General features: G+C 62.2%; 20 protein-coding genes. 11 read left to right on the top strand and 9 right to left on the bottom strand.

Annotated features, from left to right (window positions below):
- Positions 1 to 49 precede the first annotated feature (49 nt).
- From LVS58_RS10610 to LVS58_RS10565, 10 genes are all read left to right on the top strand, one after another.
- A complete protein-coding gene (locus tag LVS58_RS10610; protein ID WP_233691027.1) occupies positions 50 to 1,024 on the top strand; it encodes a KpsF/GutQ family sugar-phosphate isomerase in 975 nt (324 codons plus the stop codon).
- 12 nt (positions 1,025 to 1,036) lie between these two features.
- On the top strand, positions 1,037 to 1,561 hold the full coding sequence (locus LVS58_RS10605; RefSeq protein WP_233691026.1) for a KdsC family phosphatase: 525 nt from the start codon (positions 1,037 to 1,039) through the stop codon (positions 1,559 to 1,561).
- Between the two features lie 8 nt (positions 1,562 to 1,569).
- Positions 1,570 to 2,142 carry an LPS export ABC transporter periplasmic protein LptC gene (gene lptC / locus LVS58_RS10600; RefSeq protein WP_012051313.1) on the top strand — a complete coding sequence of 191 codons (573 nt, stop codon included), beginning with the start codon at positions 1,570 to 1,572 and terminating at the stop codon, positions 2,140 to 2,142.
- Positions 2,129 to 2,653, top strand: coding sequence for a lipopolysaccharide transport periplasmic protein LptA (gene lptA / locus LVS58_RS10595; RefSeq protein WP_003255131.1), 525 nt, complete (start codon positions 2,129 to 2,131; stop codon positions 2,651 to 2,653). Before lptC ends, lptA begins: the two co-directional genes overlap by 14 nt.
- On the top strand, positions 2,654 to 3,379 hold the full coding sequence (gene lptB / locus LVS58_RS10590) for an LPS export ABC transporter ATP-binding protein (RefSeq protein ID WP_003255132.1): 726 nt from the start codon (positions 2,654 to 2,656) through the stop codon (positions 3,377 to 3,379).
- A 175-nt stretch (positions 3,380 to 3,554) separates the two neighbouring features.
- Positions 3,555 to 5,048: an RNA polymerase factor sigma-54 gene (locus LVS58_RS10585; RefSeq protein ID WP_233691025.1), complete on the top strand. Its 1,494-nt coding sequence runs from the start codon at positions 3,555 to 3,557 to the stop codon at positions 5,046 to 5,048.
- A 79-nt stretch (positions 5,049 to 5,127) separates the two neighbouring features.
- Positions 5,128 to 5,436, top strand: coding sequence for a ribosome hibernation-promoting factor, HPF/YfiA family (gene hpf, locus LVS58_RS10580; protein ID WP_003255135.1), 309 nt, complete (start codon positions 5,128 to 5,130; stop codon positions 5,434 to 5,436).
- Between the two features lie 12 nt (positions 5,437 to 5,448).
- Entirely contained in the window at positions 5,449 to 5,913 is a 465-nt protein-coding gene (gene ptsN / locus LVS58_RS10575) for a PTS IIA-like nitrogen regulatory protein PtsN (protein WP_003255137.1), read from the top strand.
- 2 nt (positions 5,914 to 5,915) lie between these two features.
- Positions 5,916 to 6,770, top strand: a complete 855-nt coding sequence (gene rapZ, locus LVS58_RS10570) for an RNase adapter RapZ (protein WP_233691024.1) — start codon at positions 5,916 to 5,918, stop codon at positions 6,768 to 6,770.
- 18 nt (positions 6,771 to 6,788) lie between these two features.
- The gene (locus tag LVS58_RS10565) at positions 6,789 to 7,061 is read left to right on the top strand and encodes an HPr family phosphocarrier protein (RefSeq protein WP_010952144.1); all 273 of its coding nucleotides are present in this window, start codon (positions 6,789 to 6,791) and stop codon (positions 7,059 to 7,061) included.
- A 28-nt stretch (positions 7,062 to 7,089) separates the two neighbouring features.
- On the opposite strand, the gene LVS58_RS10560 is transcribed toward LVS58_RS10565, so the two are convergent.
- The 6 genes from LVS58_RS10560 to pmbA form a co-directional block, all read right to left on the bottom strand.
- On the bottom strand, positions 7,090 to 7,983 hold the full coding sequence (locus LVS58_RS10560) for a ZIP family metal transporter (protein ID WP_233691023.1): 894 nt from the start codon (positions 7,981 to 7,983) through the stop codon (positions 7,090 to 7,092).
- An 11-nt stretch (positions 7,984 to 7,994) separates the two neighbouring features.
- A complete protein-coding gene (locus tag LVS58_RS10555; protein WP_233691022.1) occupies positions 7,995 to 8,606 on the bottom strand; it encodes a superoxide dismutase in 612 nt (203 codons plus the stop codon).
- A 1-nt stretch (position 8,607) separates the two neighbouring features.
- The gene (locus LVS58_RS10550; protein ID WP_233691021.1) at positions 8,608 to 9,069 is read right to left on the bottom strand and encodes a DUF2753 domain-containing protein; all 462 of its coding nucleotides are present in this window, start codon (positions 9,067 to 9,069) and stop codon (positions 8,608 to 8,610) included.
- A gap of 27 nt (positions 9,070 to 9,096) precedes the next feature.
- Complete coding sequence (locus tag LVS58_RS10545; protein ID WP_233691020.1) at positions 9,097 to 10,473, bottom strand: class II fumarate hydratase; 1,377 nt, start codon at positions 10,471 to 10,473, stop codon at positions 9,097 to 9,099.
- Positions 10,466 to 10,867, bottom strand: coding sequence for a hypothetical protein (locus tag LVS58_RS10540; protein ID WP_012051310.1), 402 nt, complete (start codon positions 10,865 to 10,867; stop codon positions 10,466 to 10,468). The genes LVS58_RS10545 and LVS58_RS10540 overlap by 8 nt, the downstream gene beginning before the upstream one ends.
- Before the next feature lie 137 nt (positions 10,868 to 11,004).
- On the bottom strand, positions 11,005 to 12,351 hold the full coding sequence (gene pmbA, locus LVS58_RS10535; RefSeq protein ID WP_233691019.1) for a metalloprotease PmbA: 1,347 nt from the start codon (positions 12,349 to 12,351) through the stop codon (positions 11,005 to 11,007).
- A 109-nt stretch (positions 12,352 to 12,460) separates the two neighbouring features.
- Between pmbA and yjgA the strand changes: the two genes are divergently transcribed.
- Entirely contained in the window at positions 12,461 to 12,982 is a 522-nt protein-coding gene (gene yjgA / locus LVS58_RS10530) for a ribosome biogenesis factor YjgA (protein ID WP_003255152.1), read from the top strand.
- A 57-nt stretch (positions 12,983 to 13,039) separates the two neighbouring features.
- Here yjgA and tldD read toward each other — a convergent pair whose 3' ends face one another.
- From tldD to LVS58_RS10515, 3 genes are read right to left on the bottom strand one after another with little or no spacing between them, the layout of a single operon-like run.
- Positions 13,040 to 14,479 (bottom strand): metalloprotease TldD, encoded by a 1,440-nt coding sequence (gene tldD / locus LVS58_RS10525; protein WP_233691018.1) that lies wholly within the window; start codon positions 14,477 to 14,479, stop codon positions 13,040 to 13,042.
- Positions 14,480 to 14,481: 2 nt separating this feature from the next.
- Positions 14,482 to 15,333 carry a carbon-nitrogen hydrolase family protein gene (locus LVS58_RS10520; protein ID WP_233691017.1) on the bottom strand — a complete coding sequence of 284 codons (852 nt, stop codon included), beginning with the start codon at positions 15,331 to 15,333 and terminating at the stop codon, positions 14,482 to 14,484.
- A gap of 8 nt (positions 15,334 to 15,341) precedes the next feature.
- Positions 15,342 to 19,163, bottom strand: a complete 3,822-nt coding sequence (locus LVS58_RS10515) for a YhdP family protein (protein WP_233691016.1) — start codon at positions 19,161 to 19,163, stop codon at positions 15,342 to 15,344.
- Positions 19,164 to 19,222 lie beyond the last annotated feature (59 nt).

Genomic DNA, 19,222 nt, shown 5'->3' with positions numbered 1-19,222 from the left:
TCATTGCGCGTATAATCGTCGCCCTTTCATCAGGCATTGCTTTTTCGACATGAGCCAATCCAGCGAGCTGATCCAATCCGCCCAACGCACTCTGCGCCTGGAACTCGAGGCCGTAGAGGCCCTTTTGGCGCGCATCGACGACAATTTCGTCAAAGCCTGCGAACTGATTCTGACCAGCAAGGGCCGGGTCGTCGTGGTCGGCATGGGCAAGTCCGGGCACATCGGCAACAAGATCGCCGCGACCCTGGCCAGCACCGGCACACCGGCGTTTTTCGTGCACCCGGCCGAAGCCAGCCATGGCGACATGGGCATGATCACCCGTGATGATGTCATCCTTGCGCTGTCGAACTCCGGCAGTACCGCCGAAATCGTCACCCTGCTGCCGTTCATCAAACGCCTTGGCATCAAGCTGATCAGCCTGACCGGCAACCCGGACTCGCCGCTGGCCCAGGCCGCCGAGGTCAACCTTGACGCGCGTGTCGCACAAGAGGCCTGCCCACTGAACCTGGCACCCACCTCCTCCACCACGGCAGCGCTGGTACTGGGCGACGCCTTGGCCATCGCCTTGCTCGAAGCCCGCGGCTTCACCGCCGAGGACTTCGCCTTCTCGCACCCGGGTGGCGCGCTGGGCCGCCGCCTGCTACTGAAGGTCGAGAACGTGATGCACGCCGGCGACGATCTGCCTCAAGTACCACGCGGCACCCTGCTCAAGGACGCGCTGCTGGAAATGTCCCACAAAGGTTTGGGCATGACCGTGATCGTCGAAGCCGATGGCAAACTGGCCGGGATCTTCACCGACGGTGACCTGCGCCGCAGCCTGGACCGCAACATCGATGTGCACACCACCCTGATCGACCAGGTCATGACCGTTCATGGCAAGACTGCGCGTGCCGACATGCTCGCCGCCGAAGCCCTGAAGATCATGGAAGACCACAAGATCAACGCCCTGGTGGTGGTGGACCGTGACGACCGCCCGACCGGCGCCCTGAACATGCATGACCTGCTGCGCGCCGGCGTAATGTAAAGGAGCGATGGAATGAACCAGGACCTCATGCAACGCGGCAAAGGCATCAAGCTGGCAGTATTCGACGTGGACGGCGTGCTCACCGATGGGCATCTGTACTTCCTCGAGGATGGCAGCGAATTCAAGACGTTCAATACCCTCGACGGCCAGGGCATCAAGATGCTCATGGCCTCGGGCGTGACCACCGCGATCATCAGCGGGCGCAAGACCCCAGTGGTCGAACGCCGGGCCAGCAACCTCGGTATCCCGCACCTCTACCAAGGCCGGGAGGACAAATTGGTGGTGCTTGACGGCCTGCTCGCCGAACTGGGCCTAAGCTATGATCAAGTGGCTTACCTGGGCGACGACCTGCCCGACCTGCCGGTGATTCGCCGTGTGGCTCTGGGCATGGCCGTAGCCAACGCCGCACCGTTCGTACGCCAGCACGCCCATGGCGTGACCCAGGCACGTGGCGGCGAAGGCGCGGCCCGCGAATTCTGCGAATTGATCATGCAGGCCCAGGGCACCCTGGACGCTGCCAACGCCAACTACCTGTAAGGCTGCCCATGCTCAGCAAGAAAGCCCGAAACATTGTGCTGCTCGGGGCGATAGCCGCCCTGTTGGTAGCCATTGGCTACTGGAATGTCAGCCCGGAAAGCTTCCTCGACAAGCCCGTGGCCCAGGTCGACGAAAGCGCCATCGATTACTACGCGATCAACGCACACAGCGTGCAATTCCTGCCTGACGGCAAGCTGCAATACGAAATGACCGCCGACAGGATCGAACACCTCAAGACCAGCGAAGTCACCCAGGTGACCACACCGGACCTGCACCTGTACCGCGGTACCGAATACCCATGGCATGTGCAAAGCACGCGCGCCGAGGTCAATCCGGACGGTACCGAGGTCGAACTGATCGACAAGGTACGGATTGCCCGCACCGATGAAAAGCAGCGTGAAACCATCATCACCAGCTCACGCATGACCGTGTTCCCGCAGAAGCAATATGCGCAGACCGAGCAAGCCGTTAGAATCGACGGCGCCGGAGGCACGACTACGGGCAAAGGCATGAAAGCGTATTTGAAAGAAGGCAAGATGGACTTGCTCTCTAACGTAAGAGGACAGTATGAGGCTCGTTAAAACCCTCCCCCTTTTGCTCAGCCTGAGCGCAGCACTGGGAAGCGCGAGCGCCCTCGCCCTGCCGAACGACCGTGACCAGCCTATCCGCATCCAGGCCGACAACGCTCACCTGGATGACAAGCAAGGTGTGGCCACTTACACCGGCGATGTGATCATCACTCAGGGTTCGATGATGATCAAAGGCAACACCGTGACCATTACCCGCTCCGCCTCTGGCGATATCGACGTAGTGACCTCGGTGGGCAACCTGGCCTACTTCGAGCAGCAGCAGAGCGCAGCCAAGCCGGACAAGATGAAAGGCTGGGGCGTGACCATCCAGTACCAGTCGCAGAAGGACTTGGTCATTCTCACCGACCGTGCCAAGGTCGAGAGCGAAGGCAATACCACCGAAGGCGAAAAGATCGTCTACAACACCCAGACCCAGGTGGCGACCGCCGGTCGCGGTGGCAATGTGACAACACCCCGTCAGCGCATCGACATGGTGATCCAGCCCAAGAAGAAGGCCGAGTAAATGGCAACCCTCAAAGCCCAGCACCTGGCAAAGAGCTACAAGGGGCGGCAGGTAGTACGTGATGTCAGCCTGTCTATCGACAGCGGCCAGATCGTCGGCCTGCTCGGCCCCAACGGCGCCGGCAAGACCACCTGCTTCTACATGATTGTCGGGCTGGTCCAGGCCGAACAGGGCCGCGTACTGATCGACAACCTCGATGTAAGCCACCAGCCCATGCACGGCCGCGCGCGCGCCGGGATCGGCTACCTGCCGCAGGAAGCCTCGATCTTCCGCAAGCTGTCGGTCGCCGACAACATCATGGCCATCCTCGAGACCCGCAAGGACCTCGACCGGGACGGCCGCCGCAAAGAGTTGGAAAGCCTGCTGCAGGAGTTCCACATCAGCCACATCCGTGACAACCTCGGCATGAGCCTGTCCGGTGGTGAACGCCGCCGCGTCGAAATTGCGCGCGCCCTGGCGACCGCACCCAAGTTCATCCTGCTGGACGAACCGTTCGCCGGTGTCGACCCGATTTCGGTCGGCGACATCAAGCAGATCATTCACCACCTCAAAGCCAAAGGTATCGGTGTACTGATTACCGACCACAACGTGCGTGAAACCCTGGATATCTGCGAAACCGCTTATATCGTCAACGATGGCCGATTGATCGCCGAAGGCGACGCTGAAACCATCCTGGCAAACGACTTGGTCAAAGAAGTTTACCTGGGCCACGAGTTCCGCCTCTGACCCGGCACGCGCCTGAAGTACTGGCAAACACCACTGAGACTGCGGGTAAAGTTGTTACGGTACTCTAGGCAAACGCTACAATTTAAGGCATAAAACTTGCTTGATCTGGCGCCTCGGCGCCCTCGTGTAGTGGATGGCGCATGCGCGCCGGCGAACAAGGTATTAAGCCCCTGCCATGAAACCATCGCTCGTCCTAAAAATGGGCCAGCAACTGACGATGACGCCTCAGTTGCAACAGGCCATCCGCCTGCTCCAGCTCTCTACCCTGGACCTCCAACAGGAAATCCAGGAAGCGCTGGAGTCGAACCCGATGCTCGAACGTCAGGAAGACGGTGAAGACTTCGACAACAGCGACCCGATGGCCGACAACGCCGAGAACAAGCCGGCCGCCGAAGTTCAGGACAACAGCTTCCAGGAAAGCACTGTCAGCACCGACAACCTGGAAGACGGTGAGTGGGGCGAGCGCATCCCCAACGAGCTCCCGGTCGATACGGCTTGGGAAGACATCTACCAGACCAGCGCCAGCAGCCTGCCCAGCAACGATGACGACGAATGGGACTTCACCACTCGCACATCGGCCGGCGAAAGCCTGCAAAGCCACCTGCTGTGGCAGTTGAACCTGGCGCCGATGTCCGACACCGACCGCTTGATTGCCGTGACCCTGATCGACAGCATCAACGGCCAGGGCTACTTGGAAGACACACTCGAAGAAATCTGCGCCGGTTTCGACCCGGAGCTGGATATCGAGCTGGACGAGGTCGAAGCCGTACTGCACCGCATCCAGCAGTTCGAGCCGGCTGGCGTCGGCGCCCGCAACCTGGGCGAATGCCTGTTGCTGCAACTGCGCCAACTGCCCGCTACCACCCCGTGGATGACCGAAGCCAAGCGCCTGGTCACCGATTTCATCGACCTGCTCGGCAGCCGTGACTACAGCCAGCTGATGCGGCGGATGAAAATCAAGGAAGACGAACTGCGCCAGGTCATCGAACTGGTGCAAAGCCTTAACCCGCGCCCTGGTTCGCAGATCGAGTCCAGCGAGCCCGAGTACGTGGTGCCGGACGTCATCGTGCGCAAGGACAGCGACCGCTGGCTGGTAGAACTGAACCAGGAAGCCATCCCACGCCTGCGCGTCAACCCACAATACGCCGGCTTCGTGCGCCGTGCCGACACCAGCGCCGACAACACCTTCATGCGCAACCAGCTGCAGGAAGCGCGCTGGTTCATCAAGAGCCTGCAAAGCCGTAACGAAACCCTGATGAAGGTTGCCACGCAGATCGTCGAGCACCAACGCGGCTTCCTCGACCACGGCGACGAAGCGATGAAGCCGTTGGTACTGCATGACATTGCCGAAGCGGTAGGCATGCACGAATCGACCATCTCGCGGGTTACCACGCAGAAATACATGCACACCCCGCGTGGCATCTACGAACTGAAATACTTTTTCTCCAGCCATGTCAGCACCTCCGAAGGCGGAGAATGCTCGTCCACGGCGATCCGCGCGATCATCAAGAAACTGGTTGCGGCGGAAAATCAGAAAAAGCCATTGAGTGACAGCAAGATCGCTGGTTTACTGGAGGCACAAGGCATCCAGGTAGCCCGTCGCACCGTCGCCAAGTACCGCGAGTCCCTCGGCATCGCACCGTCGAGCGAACGCAAGCGACTGATGTAGCCCCTGAGATGTGCCACAGCGTTTTCGTGGCAGGTGCAAGACCTGCCTCTTTATGCACGGGCAACAAAGGAGAAGCTGTATGCAAGTCAATATCAGTGGACAGCATGTAGAAGTCACCCAGCCACTGCGCGATTACGTGCTTGAAAAGCTCGCCCGCGTGGAGAGTCACTTCGACAAGATCACCAACGTGCAGGTAATCATGAAAGTCGAGAAGCTTCAGCAGAAGGTCGAGGCGACCCTGCAGATTCCCGGCGGCGAAGTGGTAGCCAACGCCGAACACGAAGACATGTATGCAGCGATCGACGCCTTGGCCGACAAGCTCGACCGCCAACTGAAAAAACACAAGGAAAAACAGCAAAGCCTGCTGCAAGGTGCAGCTGCCCGCTGATCCCCCTCATCCATGATCCGACTTGAAACCATCCTGACCCCCGGCCGTTCCCTCGTGAACGTGCCGGGCGGCAGCAAGAAGCGCGCCCTGGAAAAGGTCGCCACTGTCATCGCCGACCAAGTGCCAGAACTGGAGATGCAGGACGTCTTCGAAAAACTGGTAGCCCGGGAAAAGCTCGGTTCTACTGGTTTTGGCAATGGCATCGCCATCCCGCACTGCCGGCTTGAAGGGTGCTCCGCGCCAGTCAGCGCCCTGCTGCATCTGGAAGCGCCTATCGATTACGACGCCATCGATGGCGCGCCGGTGGACCTGCTGTTTGTGCTGCTGGTACCCGAAGCGGCTACCGATGCCCACCTTGAACTTCTGCGTCAGATCGCCAGCATGCTCGATCGCAAGGAGGTCCGTGATCGGCTGCGTGCGGCCACCAGCAACGAGGCCCTGTTCCAGGTTGTCCTGGACGTACAGAACGAGCACTGAACATGCGCCTGATCATCGTCAGCGGCCGGTCCGGCTCCGGCAAGAGCACCGCCCTCGATGTCCTGGAAGACAGCGGTTTCTATTGCATCGACAACCTGCCGGCCGGGCTATTACCGCAGTTGGCGGAAAATGCACTGATCAACACTGAATTGCTGCAGCCCAAGGTGGCAGTATCGATCGATGCGCGCAACCTGCCCAGCCACCTGATACGCTTCCCCCAGCTGCTTGAAGAAGCCCGCGCCCGGCACATCCAGTGCGACGTGTTGTACCTGGATGCCGATGAAGAGGTCCTTCTCAAACGTTTCTCGGAAACCCGCAGGCGGCACCCCCTGACCAACGCCAACCGCTCGCTCGCAGAAGCGATCCGCGTGGAAAGCGATTTGTTGGGCCCCATTGCCGACCTGGCCGACCTGAAGATCGACACCACCAACCTGAACCTGTACCAGTTGCGTGACTCGATCAAACTGCGCCTGCTCAACCAACCCGAGCCTGGCACAGCGTTTCTGGTCGAATCGTTCGGTTTCAAGCGGGGCATGCCGGTCGACGCCGACCTGGTTTTTGACGTGCGCTGCCTGCCCAATCCCTACTGGAAACCAGAACTGCGTGAGCATTCAGGTCTCGATCAACCCGTGATCGACTACCTGGCCGCACAACCGGATGTCGAAGACATGTACAACGACATTTCCAGCTACTTGCTCAAATGGTTGCCGCGCTTCGCTGCCAGTAACCGCGCCTACGTAACCATTGCCATCGGCTGCACAGGCGGCCATCACCGTTCGGTCTATATCACCGAGCGCCTGGGCCAACAGCTGCAGCAAACCCTGAAAAACGTCCAGGTCCGCCATCGCGACCTCTAGCCCAAGGATCCACCCCAGATGCCCGCCCGCGAAATCACCATCATCAACAAGCTGGGTCTGCATGCCCGGGCGGCAGCCAAGTTCGTCGGTGTGGCCGGCCGCTTCCCCTGCCAGGTACGGGTGGGGCGCGCCCCAGACAAACTGGTGGATGGCAAGAGCATCATGGCGGTGATGATGCTGGCCGCAGGCAAAGGCACCCAGGTGCACCTGCATACCGAGGGCGAGCAGGACAGCGACGCCATGGATGCCCTGGTCGAGCTGATCAACAATTTCTTTGACGAAGGCGAATAGACCCTCGCAAACCTGCGCTGGCACAAAGTCAGGACATCGCGGTATCCATCACCATCATCAGACAGAAGCCTGTACACAGCCCAAGACTGGCCAGACGATGATGGCCGTTGCTGCGCGATTCGGGGATGATTTCCTGGGTGACCACCAGCAACATCGCCCCCGCTGCACAGGCCAGCCCCAGCGGCAGCAGCAGTTCGGCAACATTCACCAGCCAGGCACAGATCAACGCCGCCACCGGCTCGACCAAGCCTGAGGCTGCGCCGATCAGGAAGGCCTTGAAGCGCGGCATGCCCGCCCCTGCCAGCACCAGCGCGATCACCAGCCCCTCAGGCACATCCTGCAAGGCAATGCCCATGGCCAGGCTGTCGGCGTCGGCCATCCCTCCCCCGGCCGACACGCCAATGGCCATACCTTCGGGGATGTTGTGGGCAATGATGGCAATCACGAACAGCCAGACGCGCGCTGCAATCACCGGCTGGTTGGCAGTACCCACCAACGTCTCCGGCGAAGCCCAGGATACCTTGAGGTCGACCAGGAACAGGCACAACGCCCCGAACATCAGGCCAAAACTGACCAGGCCTCCTGCCCCCCAAGGGCTGAAGCCAATAGACTGAGCCGCCGCCAGGCCCGGCATGATCAGGGAAAACGCGGTGGCCGCCAGCATCACGCCAGCACCGAAGCCCAACAGCGTATCCGCCAGCGCCACGGGCATATTGCGAATGACCAGTACCGGTACTGCGCCCAGTGCCGTACCCAGCGCGCACAAAGCACCGCCCTCCAGGGCGCGCAGCATGCGCGGCTCAAGGTCTAGCCAGGCCAGGCCCCGCGCCACCAGTAACGCGGCGCCAGCCAGCAAAAGCAAAGTCCCAAGCGCCAGGCGGAACAGGCGCACACTGCTGACAGACATCACCTCAGAGCGCATACCGGTCCGACTCACTTCAGGGCTTCAAGGTAGCGACGTTCAACTTCCACCCAGTCAATGACGTTGTAGAAGGCACCGATGTATTCCGGACGACGGTTCTGGTACTTGAGGTAGTACGCGTGCTCCCACACGTCCAGGCCCAGGATCGGCGCATTGCCGTGCATCAGGGGGCTGTCCTGGTTGCCGCTACTTTCCACCATTAACGTTTTTTGCGGCGTCACGCTTAGCCAGGCCCAACCGCTGCCGAAGCGGGTCAACGCGGCTTTGGTGAAAGCCTCCTTGAAAGCCTCGAAGCCGCCAAGTTGTGCAGTGACGGCTTGCGCCAGCCGGCCCACAGGCTCGCCACCGCCCTGAGGTGACATGACAGTCCAGAACAGGCTGTGGTTGGCGTGACCGCCGCCGTGGTTGGTCACAGCGCCACGCAGGTTTTCCGGCAGCTGCGTGACGGCAGCGACCAGCTTTTCCACCGGCCATTCGGCCCACTCGGTACCTTCGAGGGCGGCATTGAGGCCGTTCACGTAGGTCTGGTGATGCTTGGTGTGGTGGATTTCCATTGTCTGGGCATCAATGTGGGGTTCCAGCGCATCGTAGGCGTATGGCAATGCAGGCAAGGTATGGGGCATGTCAGTGAATTCCGTAGGCATGGTTTCTGGGCGCCACATGCGTCTGGGCAGCGAGCTCGCTGGCCCCGGCGCTGTGGCGGTTGAGCAAGCGCTCGGTACGCGGGTACTGGCCATATTCGGCAATGAAACTCAGCAGCTCGGTGTAAGTGCGCGCACTGTGGCGCAAGGCTGCATCACGCAATGCCTGAGGCAGGCGCACTTCCTGGCACGCCTGCAGCAGTCGCTGGTGAGCCGCGCACAGGTAGTCGGCGCTTTCATGCGGCTGGTCAAGGCGCAGGTGCAGGTCAGCCAGGTTGTGGTGGGCGATGACGAATGCAGCCACCGCTTCGTCCACGTCATGCCAGCGCTCGAATAGCACCTGGGCCAACGCCAAGGCTTGCAGGTAGTGTTCCCGGGCATCCACCAGTTCGCCTTGTTCGAATAGGCGGTTGGCGGTTTCTGTGGTGCGTTTCCAGTGCTGCATGGCTGTCTCCTGGGCGGTGGCGCAGTGTCAAATACCGCCGGCGGTGAGTTTTTCCGGGTCCAGCAGCGCTTCAAGCTGGTCGCGGGACAGGTCTGTGTGCTCCAGCGCCACATCGATGATTGGGCGACCCTGCTTGTAGGCGGTCTTGGCGATTTCGGCGGCCTTGAGGTAGCCGATGATCGGGTTCAACGCAGTGACCAGAATCGGGTTGCGCGCGAGGGCTTCCTTGAGTTTGTCTTCGTTGACCTTGAAGCTGGCGATGGCTTTGTCGGCCAGCAAGCGGCTGACATTGGCCATCAGCTCGATGCTTTCCAGCAGGTTGCGGGCGATCACCGGCAGCATCACGTTCAGCTCGAAGTTACCGGCTTGGCCTGCGACGGCGATGGTCGCGTCGTTGCCAATCACTTGGGCGGCGACCATGGCAGTGGCCTCCGGGATCACCGGGTTGACCTTGCCTGGCATGATCGAAGAGCCCGGCTGAAGAGCTTGCAGCTCGATTTCGCCCAGACCGGCCAGCGGGCCGGAGTTCATCCAGCGCAGATCGTTGGCGATTTTCATCAATGCCACAGCGGTGGTCTTGAGCTGGCCAGACAAAGCCACGGCAGTGTCCTGCGAGCCGATCAGTGCGAACAGGTTCTGGCCGGGCATGAACTCGATCTTGGTCAGGCCACTGAGCTGGCGAGCGAAACCGACAGCGAACTGCGGATGGGCATTGATGCCGGTACCCACGGCGGTTCCCCCCTGGGCCAGCGCCTGCAAGTGCGGCAGCACCCCTTCGATGTGCGCCTTGGCAGCATTGATCTGCGCTGCCCAGCCATCCAGCACCTGACTCATACGCACGGGCATCGCGTCCATCAGGTGAGTACGACCGGTCTTCACGTATTGGTGTACTTGTGCCGACTTGACCTCGATCACCTGTACCAGGTGCGCCAGGGCTGGCAGCAACTGCTCGTGCAGGGCCAGCGCGGCGCTGACGTGGATGGTGGTCGGAATGATGTCATTGCTGCTCTGGCCACAGTTGACGTGGTCATTGGCATTGACCGCCTCACCCAGTAACTGGGTCGCCAAGGTGGCGATCACCTCGTTGGCGTTCATGTTCGAACTGGTGCCAGAGCCGGTCTGGAACACATCCACCGGGAAGTGCTGGATGAAGTCCTCGGCCAGCAATTGCTCGACAGCCTTGACGATAGCCTGGCCCTGCCCCGCAGACAGTTGCTCCAGTTCGACGTTGGCCTTGGCCGCAGCGGCCTTGGCCAGCAACAAGGCACGAATGAACTGGGCCGGCATACGCTGGCCGCTGATCGGGAAATTGTCGACCGCGCGCTGGGTCTGGGCGCCGTAGAGGGCCTGGGCCGGCACCTGCAGCTCACCCATGCTGTCACGCTCGATACGGGTATCACTCATCATCAAATCCTTGCATCAGTTCATCGGGAGAAATCGAAGGCAGCAGACGGCAATTGGCCAACTGCAGGGCGTAGGGTTGCCAGCGTTGGTTCTGTTCCTGGCGATCGAGGTTGCGCAGGTCCAGCAGCGGGCGCCAGGCCTGGTCCAGGCACAGGCAACGCCAATGCCAGGGGAGCATGCGATCGCAGGCGGTATCGAGCAGCAGGCGAAACGCTGTCAGCGCCACCGTCCATGGCGAGGTTTCGGTGCAGCACACCAGATAGCGGCCTTCGGCCAGGTAATGCTCGATCAGCCGCGGCTCGTCGGGATCGAGCGCACAGCGAATGCGCCGGCTGAGCCAGCGCCAGTTTTCCAGGTAGGGCAGTTCGCGGAGGACGGATTTCATGAACATCATCGCCGGGTTACTGGATAATGATATTCATTATTAAGTGATAAACAGAATCACTTCAAGAAAAAGGTAATGAAATAAAAACCCGGCACGAGGGCCGGGTTTTCGAATGTGCAGACAAATTTGCCGGCGCAGGCTACCGATCAGCTACCCGCAACGGTCATCCGCTCGATCAGCACCGAGCCCGTGTGAATATTGCTACGGGTTTCAAGATCGCTGCCAATCGCGACAATCTGTTGGAACATGTCATTCATGTTTCCGGCGATGGTGACTTCCTGCACGGCATGCTGGATCTCGCCATTCTCGACCCAGAACCCCGCCGCACCGCGGGAATAATCCCCCGTCACCATATTCAAGCCATGCCCCATCAGTTCGGTCACCAGCAGCCCACGCCCCATACGGCGAATCAGCGCGGCCTGATCTTCAACACCATGGCTGACGAACAGGTTGTGCACGCCACCGGAATTGGCCGTACTCGGCAAACCCAGCTTGCGCCCCGAATAGGTACCCAGCAAGTACGACACCAGCTCGCCTTTGTCGACAAACGGTTTGGCATAGGTGGCCAGGCCATCACCGTCGAAGGCGGCGCTGCCCAACGCGCGCGGAATATGCGGGCGTTCGTCGAGGGTCAGCCAGGAAGGGAACAGGCGCTGGCCAATGGTACCCTCCAGGAACGACGACTTACGGTACAGGTTGCCGCCAGAAATGGCCGACAGGAAGCTGCCGAACAGGCCACCGGCCAATTCGGCCGAGAACAGCACCGGCACCTCGCAAGTCGGCACCGGCCGGGCGCCAAGGCGGCTGGCGGCCCGCTGGGCAGCGCGCACGCCGATGCTGCTCGGGTCGGCCAGCAGGTTGCCCTGGCGGTTCACGTCGTACCAGTAGTCTCGCTGCATCTGCCCGTCGCCTTCGGCAATCATCACACAGCTCAGGCTGTGGCGGGTCGAGGCGTAACCCCCGATGAATCCATGGCTGTTGCCATATACGCGGCAGCCCTGATGGGTATTGAGGGTGGTGCCATCGGCGTTGAGGATGCGCGGGTCGGCGTCGAACGCCGCCGCCTCGCAGGCCAGGGCCATTTCGATGGCCTTCTCGGGCTCGAGATCCCAGTCGTGGTACAGGTCCAGATCAGGGATTTCACGCGCCATCAGCGCTGCGTCGGCCAAGCCCGAGCATTCATCCTCGGAGGTATGCCTGGCAATTGCCAACGCTGCAGCGACGGTCTCGCGAATCGCCTCCGGGCCACTGGCCGAGGTGCTGGCCGAGCCTTTGCGCTGGCCAACATAGAGGGTGATGCCAAAGCCCTGGTCGCGGTTGAACTCGACCGTTTCGACCTCACGCTGGCGTACGGTGGTGGACAGCCCCTGCTCCAGCGACACCGCCACTTCGCAGGCACTGGCCCCCTGACGACGCGCCTCGGCGATGATCGCCTCGACCTGTTCCTGCAATGCTGGCAGGTCTTTCGGACCTACGCTCTGGACTGCACTCATGGTTCTCTCCACTCAAATTCTGCGTACGGCTTGGGGTCATTCTACGACCGGGCCGGACAAGCGGCCCCCGACTGGTTATCATGGCGGCGATTTCTAGCGGACTGCCACCATGGTTGATTCAAACGACGACGCCTTCGACGGCGAAAAAAGCAAAACCCAGATCAAGCGCGAACTGCATGCGCTGGTCGAACTCGGCGAGCGGCTTACCACGCTCAAGGCCGATACCTTGGCGCGCCTGCCTTTGACCGACGAGCTGCGCAAGGCACTGGCCGAGGCCAGCAAGCACACCGCTCATGGCGCCCGTAAACGCCACATGTCGTTCGTCGGCAAGCTCATGCGCGTGCAAGACCTCGATGCCATCCACGCCTTGCTCGAGCAGATGGACAGCTCGACTCGCCAGTACAACGAACGCTTCCACAGCCTGGAGCGCTGGCGTGACCGGTTGATCGACGGTAACGACGAAGACCTCGAGCGCTTCGTCAATGAGTACCCCGACACCGACCGCCAGCAGCTGCGCTCGCTGGTGCGCCATGCCCAGCACGAGAAGGCCCGGAACAAGCCGCCTGCCGCCGCGCGCAAGGTGTTCAAGTACATCCGCGACCTCGACGAGTTGCAGCGCGGGTTGCGCTGACGGACTGGGGCCCTGTGGGAGCGGGCGTGCCCGCCCCCACAATGGTCCCCGAAGCCATCAAGCCCCGGTACCGCCCACGGTAATTGCATCCAGTTTCAAGGTAGGTTGCCCCACCCCGACCGGCACCGACTGCCCGTCCTTGCCGCACGTTCCTACTCCGCTGTCCAATGCCAGGTCGTTACCGACCATCGAAACCCGGCTCATCGCCTCGGGACCGTTGCCGATCAGGGTTGCGCCCTTCACTGGCGCGGTAATCTTGCCGTCTTCGATCAGGTAGGCCTCACTGGTGGAGAACACGAACTTGCCGCTGGTGATGTCCACCTGCCCACCACCGAGATTGGCGCAGTAGATACCCTTCTTCACCGACGCGATAATCTCCTGCGGGTCGCTTTCGCCGGCTCGCATGTAGGTGTTGGTCATGCGTGGCATCGGCAGGTGCGCGTAAGATTCACGGCGGCCATTGCCGGTCACGGCCATACCCATCAGGCGCGCGTTCAGCTTGTCCTGCATGTAACCCTTGAGCACGCCATTCTCGATCAGCGTGGTGCATTCGGTCGGGGTGCCTTCGTCATCCACGCTCAGAGAACCACGGCGGCCTTCAAGGGTGCCATCGTCAACGATGGTGCACAGGCTCGACGCCACTTTCTCGCCAATGCGGCCACTGAATGCCGAACTGCCCTTGCGGTTGAAGTCGCCTTCCAGGCCATGGCCGACAGCTTCGTGCAACAGCACGCCCGACCAGCCCGGGCCCAACACCACTGGCAAGGTACCGGCCGGTGCCGGGATCGCTTCCAGGTTCACCAAGGCCTGGCGCAGGGCCTCGCGGGCATAGCCCATCACCCGCTCTTCGGTGAAGTAGCGGTAATCGGTACGCCCGCCACCGCCCTGCCCACCGCGTTCACGACGGCCGTTCTGCTCGACGATGACGCTGACATTGAAGCGCACCAGCGGGCGTACGTCGGCGGCCAGGCTGCCATCGGCCGCGGCAATCAGAATGCGCTCCCAGACCCCGGCCATGCTCACGCTGACTTGCTGAATGCGCGGGTCCAGGGCACGGGTGGCGGCATCGACACGCTTAAGCAGCTCAACTTTTTCGGCACGGCTGAGCACGTCCAGCGGGTTGTCCGCGGCATACAGGGCGGCCACCTCCTGGCTGCGGAAGGCTTGCACCGTGCCGTTCTGCCCGGCACGGGAAATAGAACGGGCAGCACGGGCTGCCGAGGTCAGCGCTTCAAGGTTGATCGCGTTGCTGTAAGCAAAGCCGGTTTTTTCGCCGGACTGGGCACGCACGCCAACGCCCTGGTCGAGGTTGAAGCTGCCCTCTTTGACGATGCCGTCTTCCAGCGCCCAGGTTTCCGAGATCTGGCCCTGGAAATACAGGTCGGCGGCGTCGATGCCGGGGCCAGCCAACTCACCCAGCACGCTCTGCAGGCTGTCCAGGGTCAAGCCCCCTGGGGCCAGGAGCTGCTCACTGACGGTGGATAACATCTGGCTCATAGTCACTCCGAGGTATGCGCAGGCCGCAACGCGCCCTGCGAAAAAAAGCGCCGGTGCGATACCACCGGCATGCGCGTCCGAATGGACGCTTGTTCTTCAATGTCGCGCTCGGCAAGCAGTACCGCTTCACCTCGCGCCTGTTCTGCGAGCATGCGCCCCCAAGGGTCGACGATCGCCGCATGTCCATGGGTTTCCCGTGGGCCAGGGTGCACGCCGCCCTGTGCCGCAGCCAGCATGTAACACTGGGTTTCGATGGCCCGGGCACGCACCAGCACCTCCCAATGTGCTGCGCCGGTCACTGCAGTAAACGCCGCAGGTGCGGTGATCAGCTCCGCGCCGGCCGCGCGCAGCGCGCTGTACAGTTCGGGAAAGCGCAAGTCGTAACACACGCTCAGCCCCAGCCGCCCGACCGGCGTATCAGCCACCACCACCTGAGCACCCTGCGCGTAGTCATCCGATTCGCGGTAACGGCCCCGGTTATCGGCCACGTCCACATCAAACAAGTGCAGCTTGTCATACCTTGCCGCCACCTCGCCGTGTTCATCGACCAGCAGCGAGCACGCATGGGCCTTGGCATCGGGCTGGCCGAACGGTGGCAAGGGCAAGGTACCGGCAACAATCCATAACTTGAGGTCGCGCGCGGTGCGTTTCAACCATGGCAGAATGGGCCCTTCGCCCATGGCTTCGGCACGGCCGATTGCAGCAGAGTCCTTGCGCCCCATGGCGGCAAAGTTTTCCGGTAGCACCGCCAGCCGTGCGCCGCCCAACGCGGCCTGCTCCAACAGGGCACCGGCACGCTGCAGGTTGGCCAGCACATCGTCCTGGCTGACCATTTGGATTACCGCTGCCTTCATGGGTACTCCTAGCGGGATTTCTCGAAAGGTTTCACAAATGTGATTCTAGGCTCTTTCCATGGCCCTTCGACACGGTAGTGCACGCTGGCAAAGCGTGACACGCGGTCACCGATCAGCCGATCGACCAGGAACAGCGCACCGCCCACCGCCGGCGCGCCGACGATCAACGCCGCCAGCGGCAGGTTGTTGGTCACCGGCAGGCTCACCTGCAAGTCAGCATCGACCCGGTCGCTGACCATGTCCAGCGTGCCGTCGAGCTCAAAGTTGCTCGACGGGCCGGTCACGGTAATCGGCTCGCGGGTCACGTACACGCCACTGCTGGCCACCAGCAAGCCCTTGACCCGGTCATAGGCCAGGCCCTTGTCAAACAGGTCGGAAAAGTCCAGACGCAGGCGCCGGCCAATCGAGTTGAAGTTGAGCAGGCCAAACACCCGCAGTGCCTGTGCGCTGCCTTCGACCTCGACGAACTGACCGGTGCGCAGTGCTGCATCCATGCTGCCCGAGAAGCGCTTCAGGCCCACTGCGGCCGGCGAACCGGGCCAGCGGCCATCCACATCCAGGCGGAAGTCGCGGCTGGTCACAGTCGGGGCAAAGCCCCAGGCGCTGAGCACATCGGCCAGGTTCTTGCCGTCAAGGCGCCCTTTGTACCAACTGCTGGTTTTGCCCGTTTCACCCTCCCAGCCACCACCACCGTCGATGCGCAACCCTTTGAGGTCGAGGTCGATATCACTGGCTGTAACACCACGTGGGGTCGGCCGCAGCTTGATCGAGGCGCTGCCGTAAAGATCGTCACCGCGATAGAGCTTGTCGATGCTCAGGTCCAGTGCCGGGACTTTGCGTGGATCGAACGAGCCCAGCGGGTCGGGGCCGTCTTCAGCCTGCTGTTCAGCGGCGCTGGCGGCAGGCAGCCGCAAGGTCTGCATGCGCACGACCATGGGCGCGCCCTTGGCATCCGGTACGCGCGCATTACCGATGACTTCCTTGCTGTCGAGGCGCAAGTCCCAGGCCGGGCCGCCCCGTGCCAGGCGGACCACGGCCTGGTTCAGGTCCATGCCGAAGGCTTTCAACTGGCCGATGCTCAGGTCGACGCTTTGCAGGTTCTGCCGCGCGCTGCCACCGGGGTCGTCCCCAGCCAGCCGGCCCGCCTGCTCTTGCCAAGGGCCCAGGTCCAGGGTCTCCAGGCGCCCGCGCACCCTCAGCCCCTGGCTGGCAGGTACCCGGGCGTCGCCTGTGCCCAGCACTAGCTCGCCACGGCCCTGAGTCAACGTTTCAGCCGGTGCAGCATAGGCAAAGCGAGCAAGGTCGGCGTAGGCAGCATCGAATTGCCGCTCCGGGCCCTGAAGGCTCATGCTGAAACGGCTGTCACGGGTATCTGCTGCCGCCTTGCCGAACGGAGCCGGCAGGTCGATGGCCAGACCCTTGAGGCTGGAAGTGACACTCAGGCGGTTGTCCCGGCTGCCCAGACTGAGCTGCAACTGATAGGGCAGGTCACCGGAGGCCGGCAAGGCATGCTTGAACTGCAGCCAGTCAGTCAGCGTCTTGAGCGCTAGCTGGCCATTGGCATTAATGCGGGTCTGCATCTGACCAGCCTGACCTTCAGCGGTTATTTGCGCCGTTACCGGCTTGCCGAAGGCCTGCAGGCTGATGCCCTTGCCACTCAGGCCCTTGTCGAAGTCGAAGCTGAAGTCGCCCTTCAGGCGGTTCAACTCCAGGCTTGGCGGGGCAACTTTCAGGCGCGCATCGTTGGTGGCGAAGTCCACCTGCACTTTTGGGCGCTGCCCATGGGCCAGCGGGATATCGAGTTTGACCTTGCCCTTCAGCGGCCCCTCACCTTCCCAGCCGGCGAAAATCTCACCGGTGCCGATTGGCGCTTCCTTGAGAATCTTCAGGCCATCACCCAAGCTACCGTCGAAGTCGCCATCCAGGTAGAGGTGGCTGTGCTGGTCACCGTCGACATGCGGGATATCGACACTCACATCGCTGACCTTGGTGTCGAGCAGCATGCCTCGCTGGGCCTTGATGCGCACGCCACTGTCTTCGATGAACACATCGCCATCGACATGCTGCACCTGTGGCCAACCGGGCTGGAAGTCCAGGGCGGCGTCATGCACCTTGAAGAACAGGCTGATGCTGCGCGCTTGCGGGGATGCGCCATGGTTCAGCGAGCCCTGATACTGGAAGTAGCCTTCATCCACAGCGCCTTTGACGATAGCGCTGCGCAGCCACTCGTCGAGGGCCGGGCTGAGCACCTCGGGCAGATACTTGGCAGTGTAGCGGCCATCACCTTCGGTCAGGCCTACGCGCAGGTCCATGTAGTCCTCGCGGCCTTCCTCGAACAACAGGCGAATCAGGAAGTCACCGGCGATCTTGCCCTCCTCGCCCAGCACCTTGAGGTAGGGCGCAATCAGGGTGAAACCGTCTTTGTCCAAGGTCCAGGTCAAGCGCGCATTCGCCTTCTGGTAATGCCAGGGCTTGGCGAAGATCGGGTACAGATGCAGCATGAACGCATCGGTATCCAGACGCAGCTCGCCGTGGCCCAGGTCACCACTGATGCTGCCACTGACGTTACCGGCCGCCGGGGCGTTGTGATAAGCATCGAAGCCTACCTTCTCCAGGTTGGCTGCGAACTGCAGACGCTGGTCACCCTCGGCCTTGGGCCTGGCCTCGAGGCGCACATTGCGCAACGCACCGGTCACCTTCAAGCCATCGACCACATCCTTGACCTTGTCCGGCAGTGGTGCCAAGGCATCGATCAGCGGGGTCAGCGGGGTGAGGTCGAGGCGGTCGGCCTGTAACTGCCAGCTTTCATCAGCTGCGTTCTGGCCAGGGCGTTGCTGCAACTGCAGGTGAGATTCCCAGCGGGTCTTGCCGAGGTCCATGGCCAACGAGTCGACGACCACATCGAAGCCTTCCTCCCGGCGCTGGAACCAGGCGCCCAAAGCCAGGTTATTCAGGTTGGCAGCCTTGCGCCCGGCATAGGCCCCCTCCAGCCTGGGTGCATTGAGCCTTACGACGGCCCGTTGCAACTGCCCCTTGCCCCAGCCGATCCAGAACTCACCGCCCGCCCGCAGGGTGTCGGCATGCCACTGCCCCATCACCCTGGGCGGCAACCAATGTGCCCAGTCACTTTGCGGCAGGCTCACATAGGCTTCTACCTCGCCATTACGCCAGGCCTCGGCCGACATCCGGCTGTTCAGGCTCAACGCCAGGGGTTGGCCGTCAGGCAGGGTCGCACGCACATCCAAGGCCTGGCGGGTGGCACCGGCCTGCAGGCCGGCACTCACATAAGTCAGGGTCAGCGGGTCGCGCTGCCAGGGGTGCAGGGTGACCAGACTGTCGAACACATCGATGCGCCCCAGCTGGCGCAGGCGCTGCAGCAAGTCGGCAGGGTCCAGCGGCGCGTCGTCCTTCTTCGGCAGGCCCTCCAGGCTCCAGGCGCCCTGCTCGTTCTCGCGAAGGATCAGTTGCAGACCGCCCAGCTGGATGCGCGCCAGGCGCACTTCGCGGGCGGTGAGGCTGGCCCAGATGTCGGGCACCACCCTGACGTCGTCCAGCCGGAGCGCCTGGGTGCCTTCGCCCAATTGCAGGTCGCGCACCCGCAGCACAGGGGCCAGTCCGCTCCAGTGCCCTTCCAGGGCTCCGACATGCACGGGCAGGCCCAGCGCCTGCTCGGCCTTGCTTTCTACGTCGGCACGGTACTCGGCTACCAGCGGCACCAGTTCACGACCAAGGCTGACATACAGCGCCACCAATACTGCCAGCAGGGCACATATGCCCAACCCCCAGCGGGTCAGAGCAACAAGAACGCGGTTCAGACGTCCCATGGCCATGGCCCTCCAAGTCGTTTATCCATGATGGCCCGTCGCGCCGGCTTTGCCAGCGCGACGAT

Origin of the sequence: Pseudomonas sp. JR33AA, from assembly GCF_021378985.1 — a bacterium.
In the GTDB taxonomy this organism is placed as follows: domain Bacteria; phylum Pseudomonadota; class Gammaproteobacteria; order Pseudomonadales; family Pseudomonadaceae; genus Aquipseudomonas; species Aquipseudomonas alloputida.
This window is presented reverse-complemented; position numbering and strand designations above follow the sequence as displayed.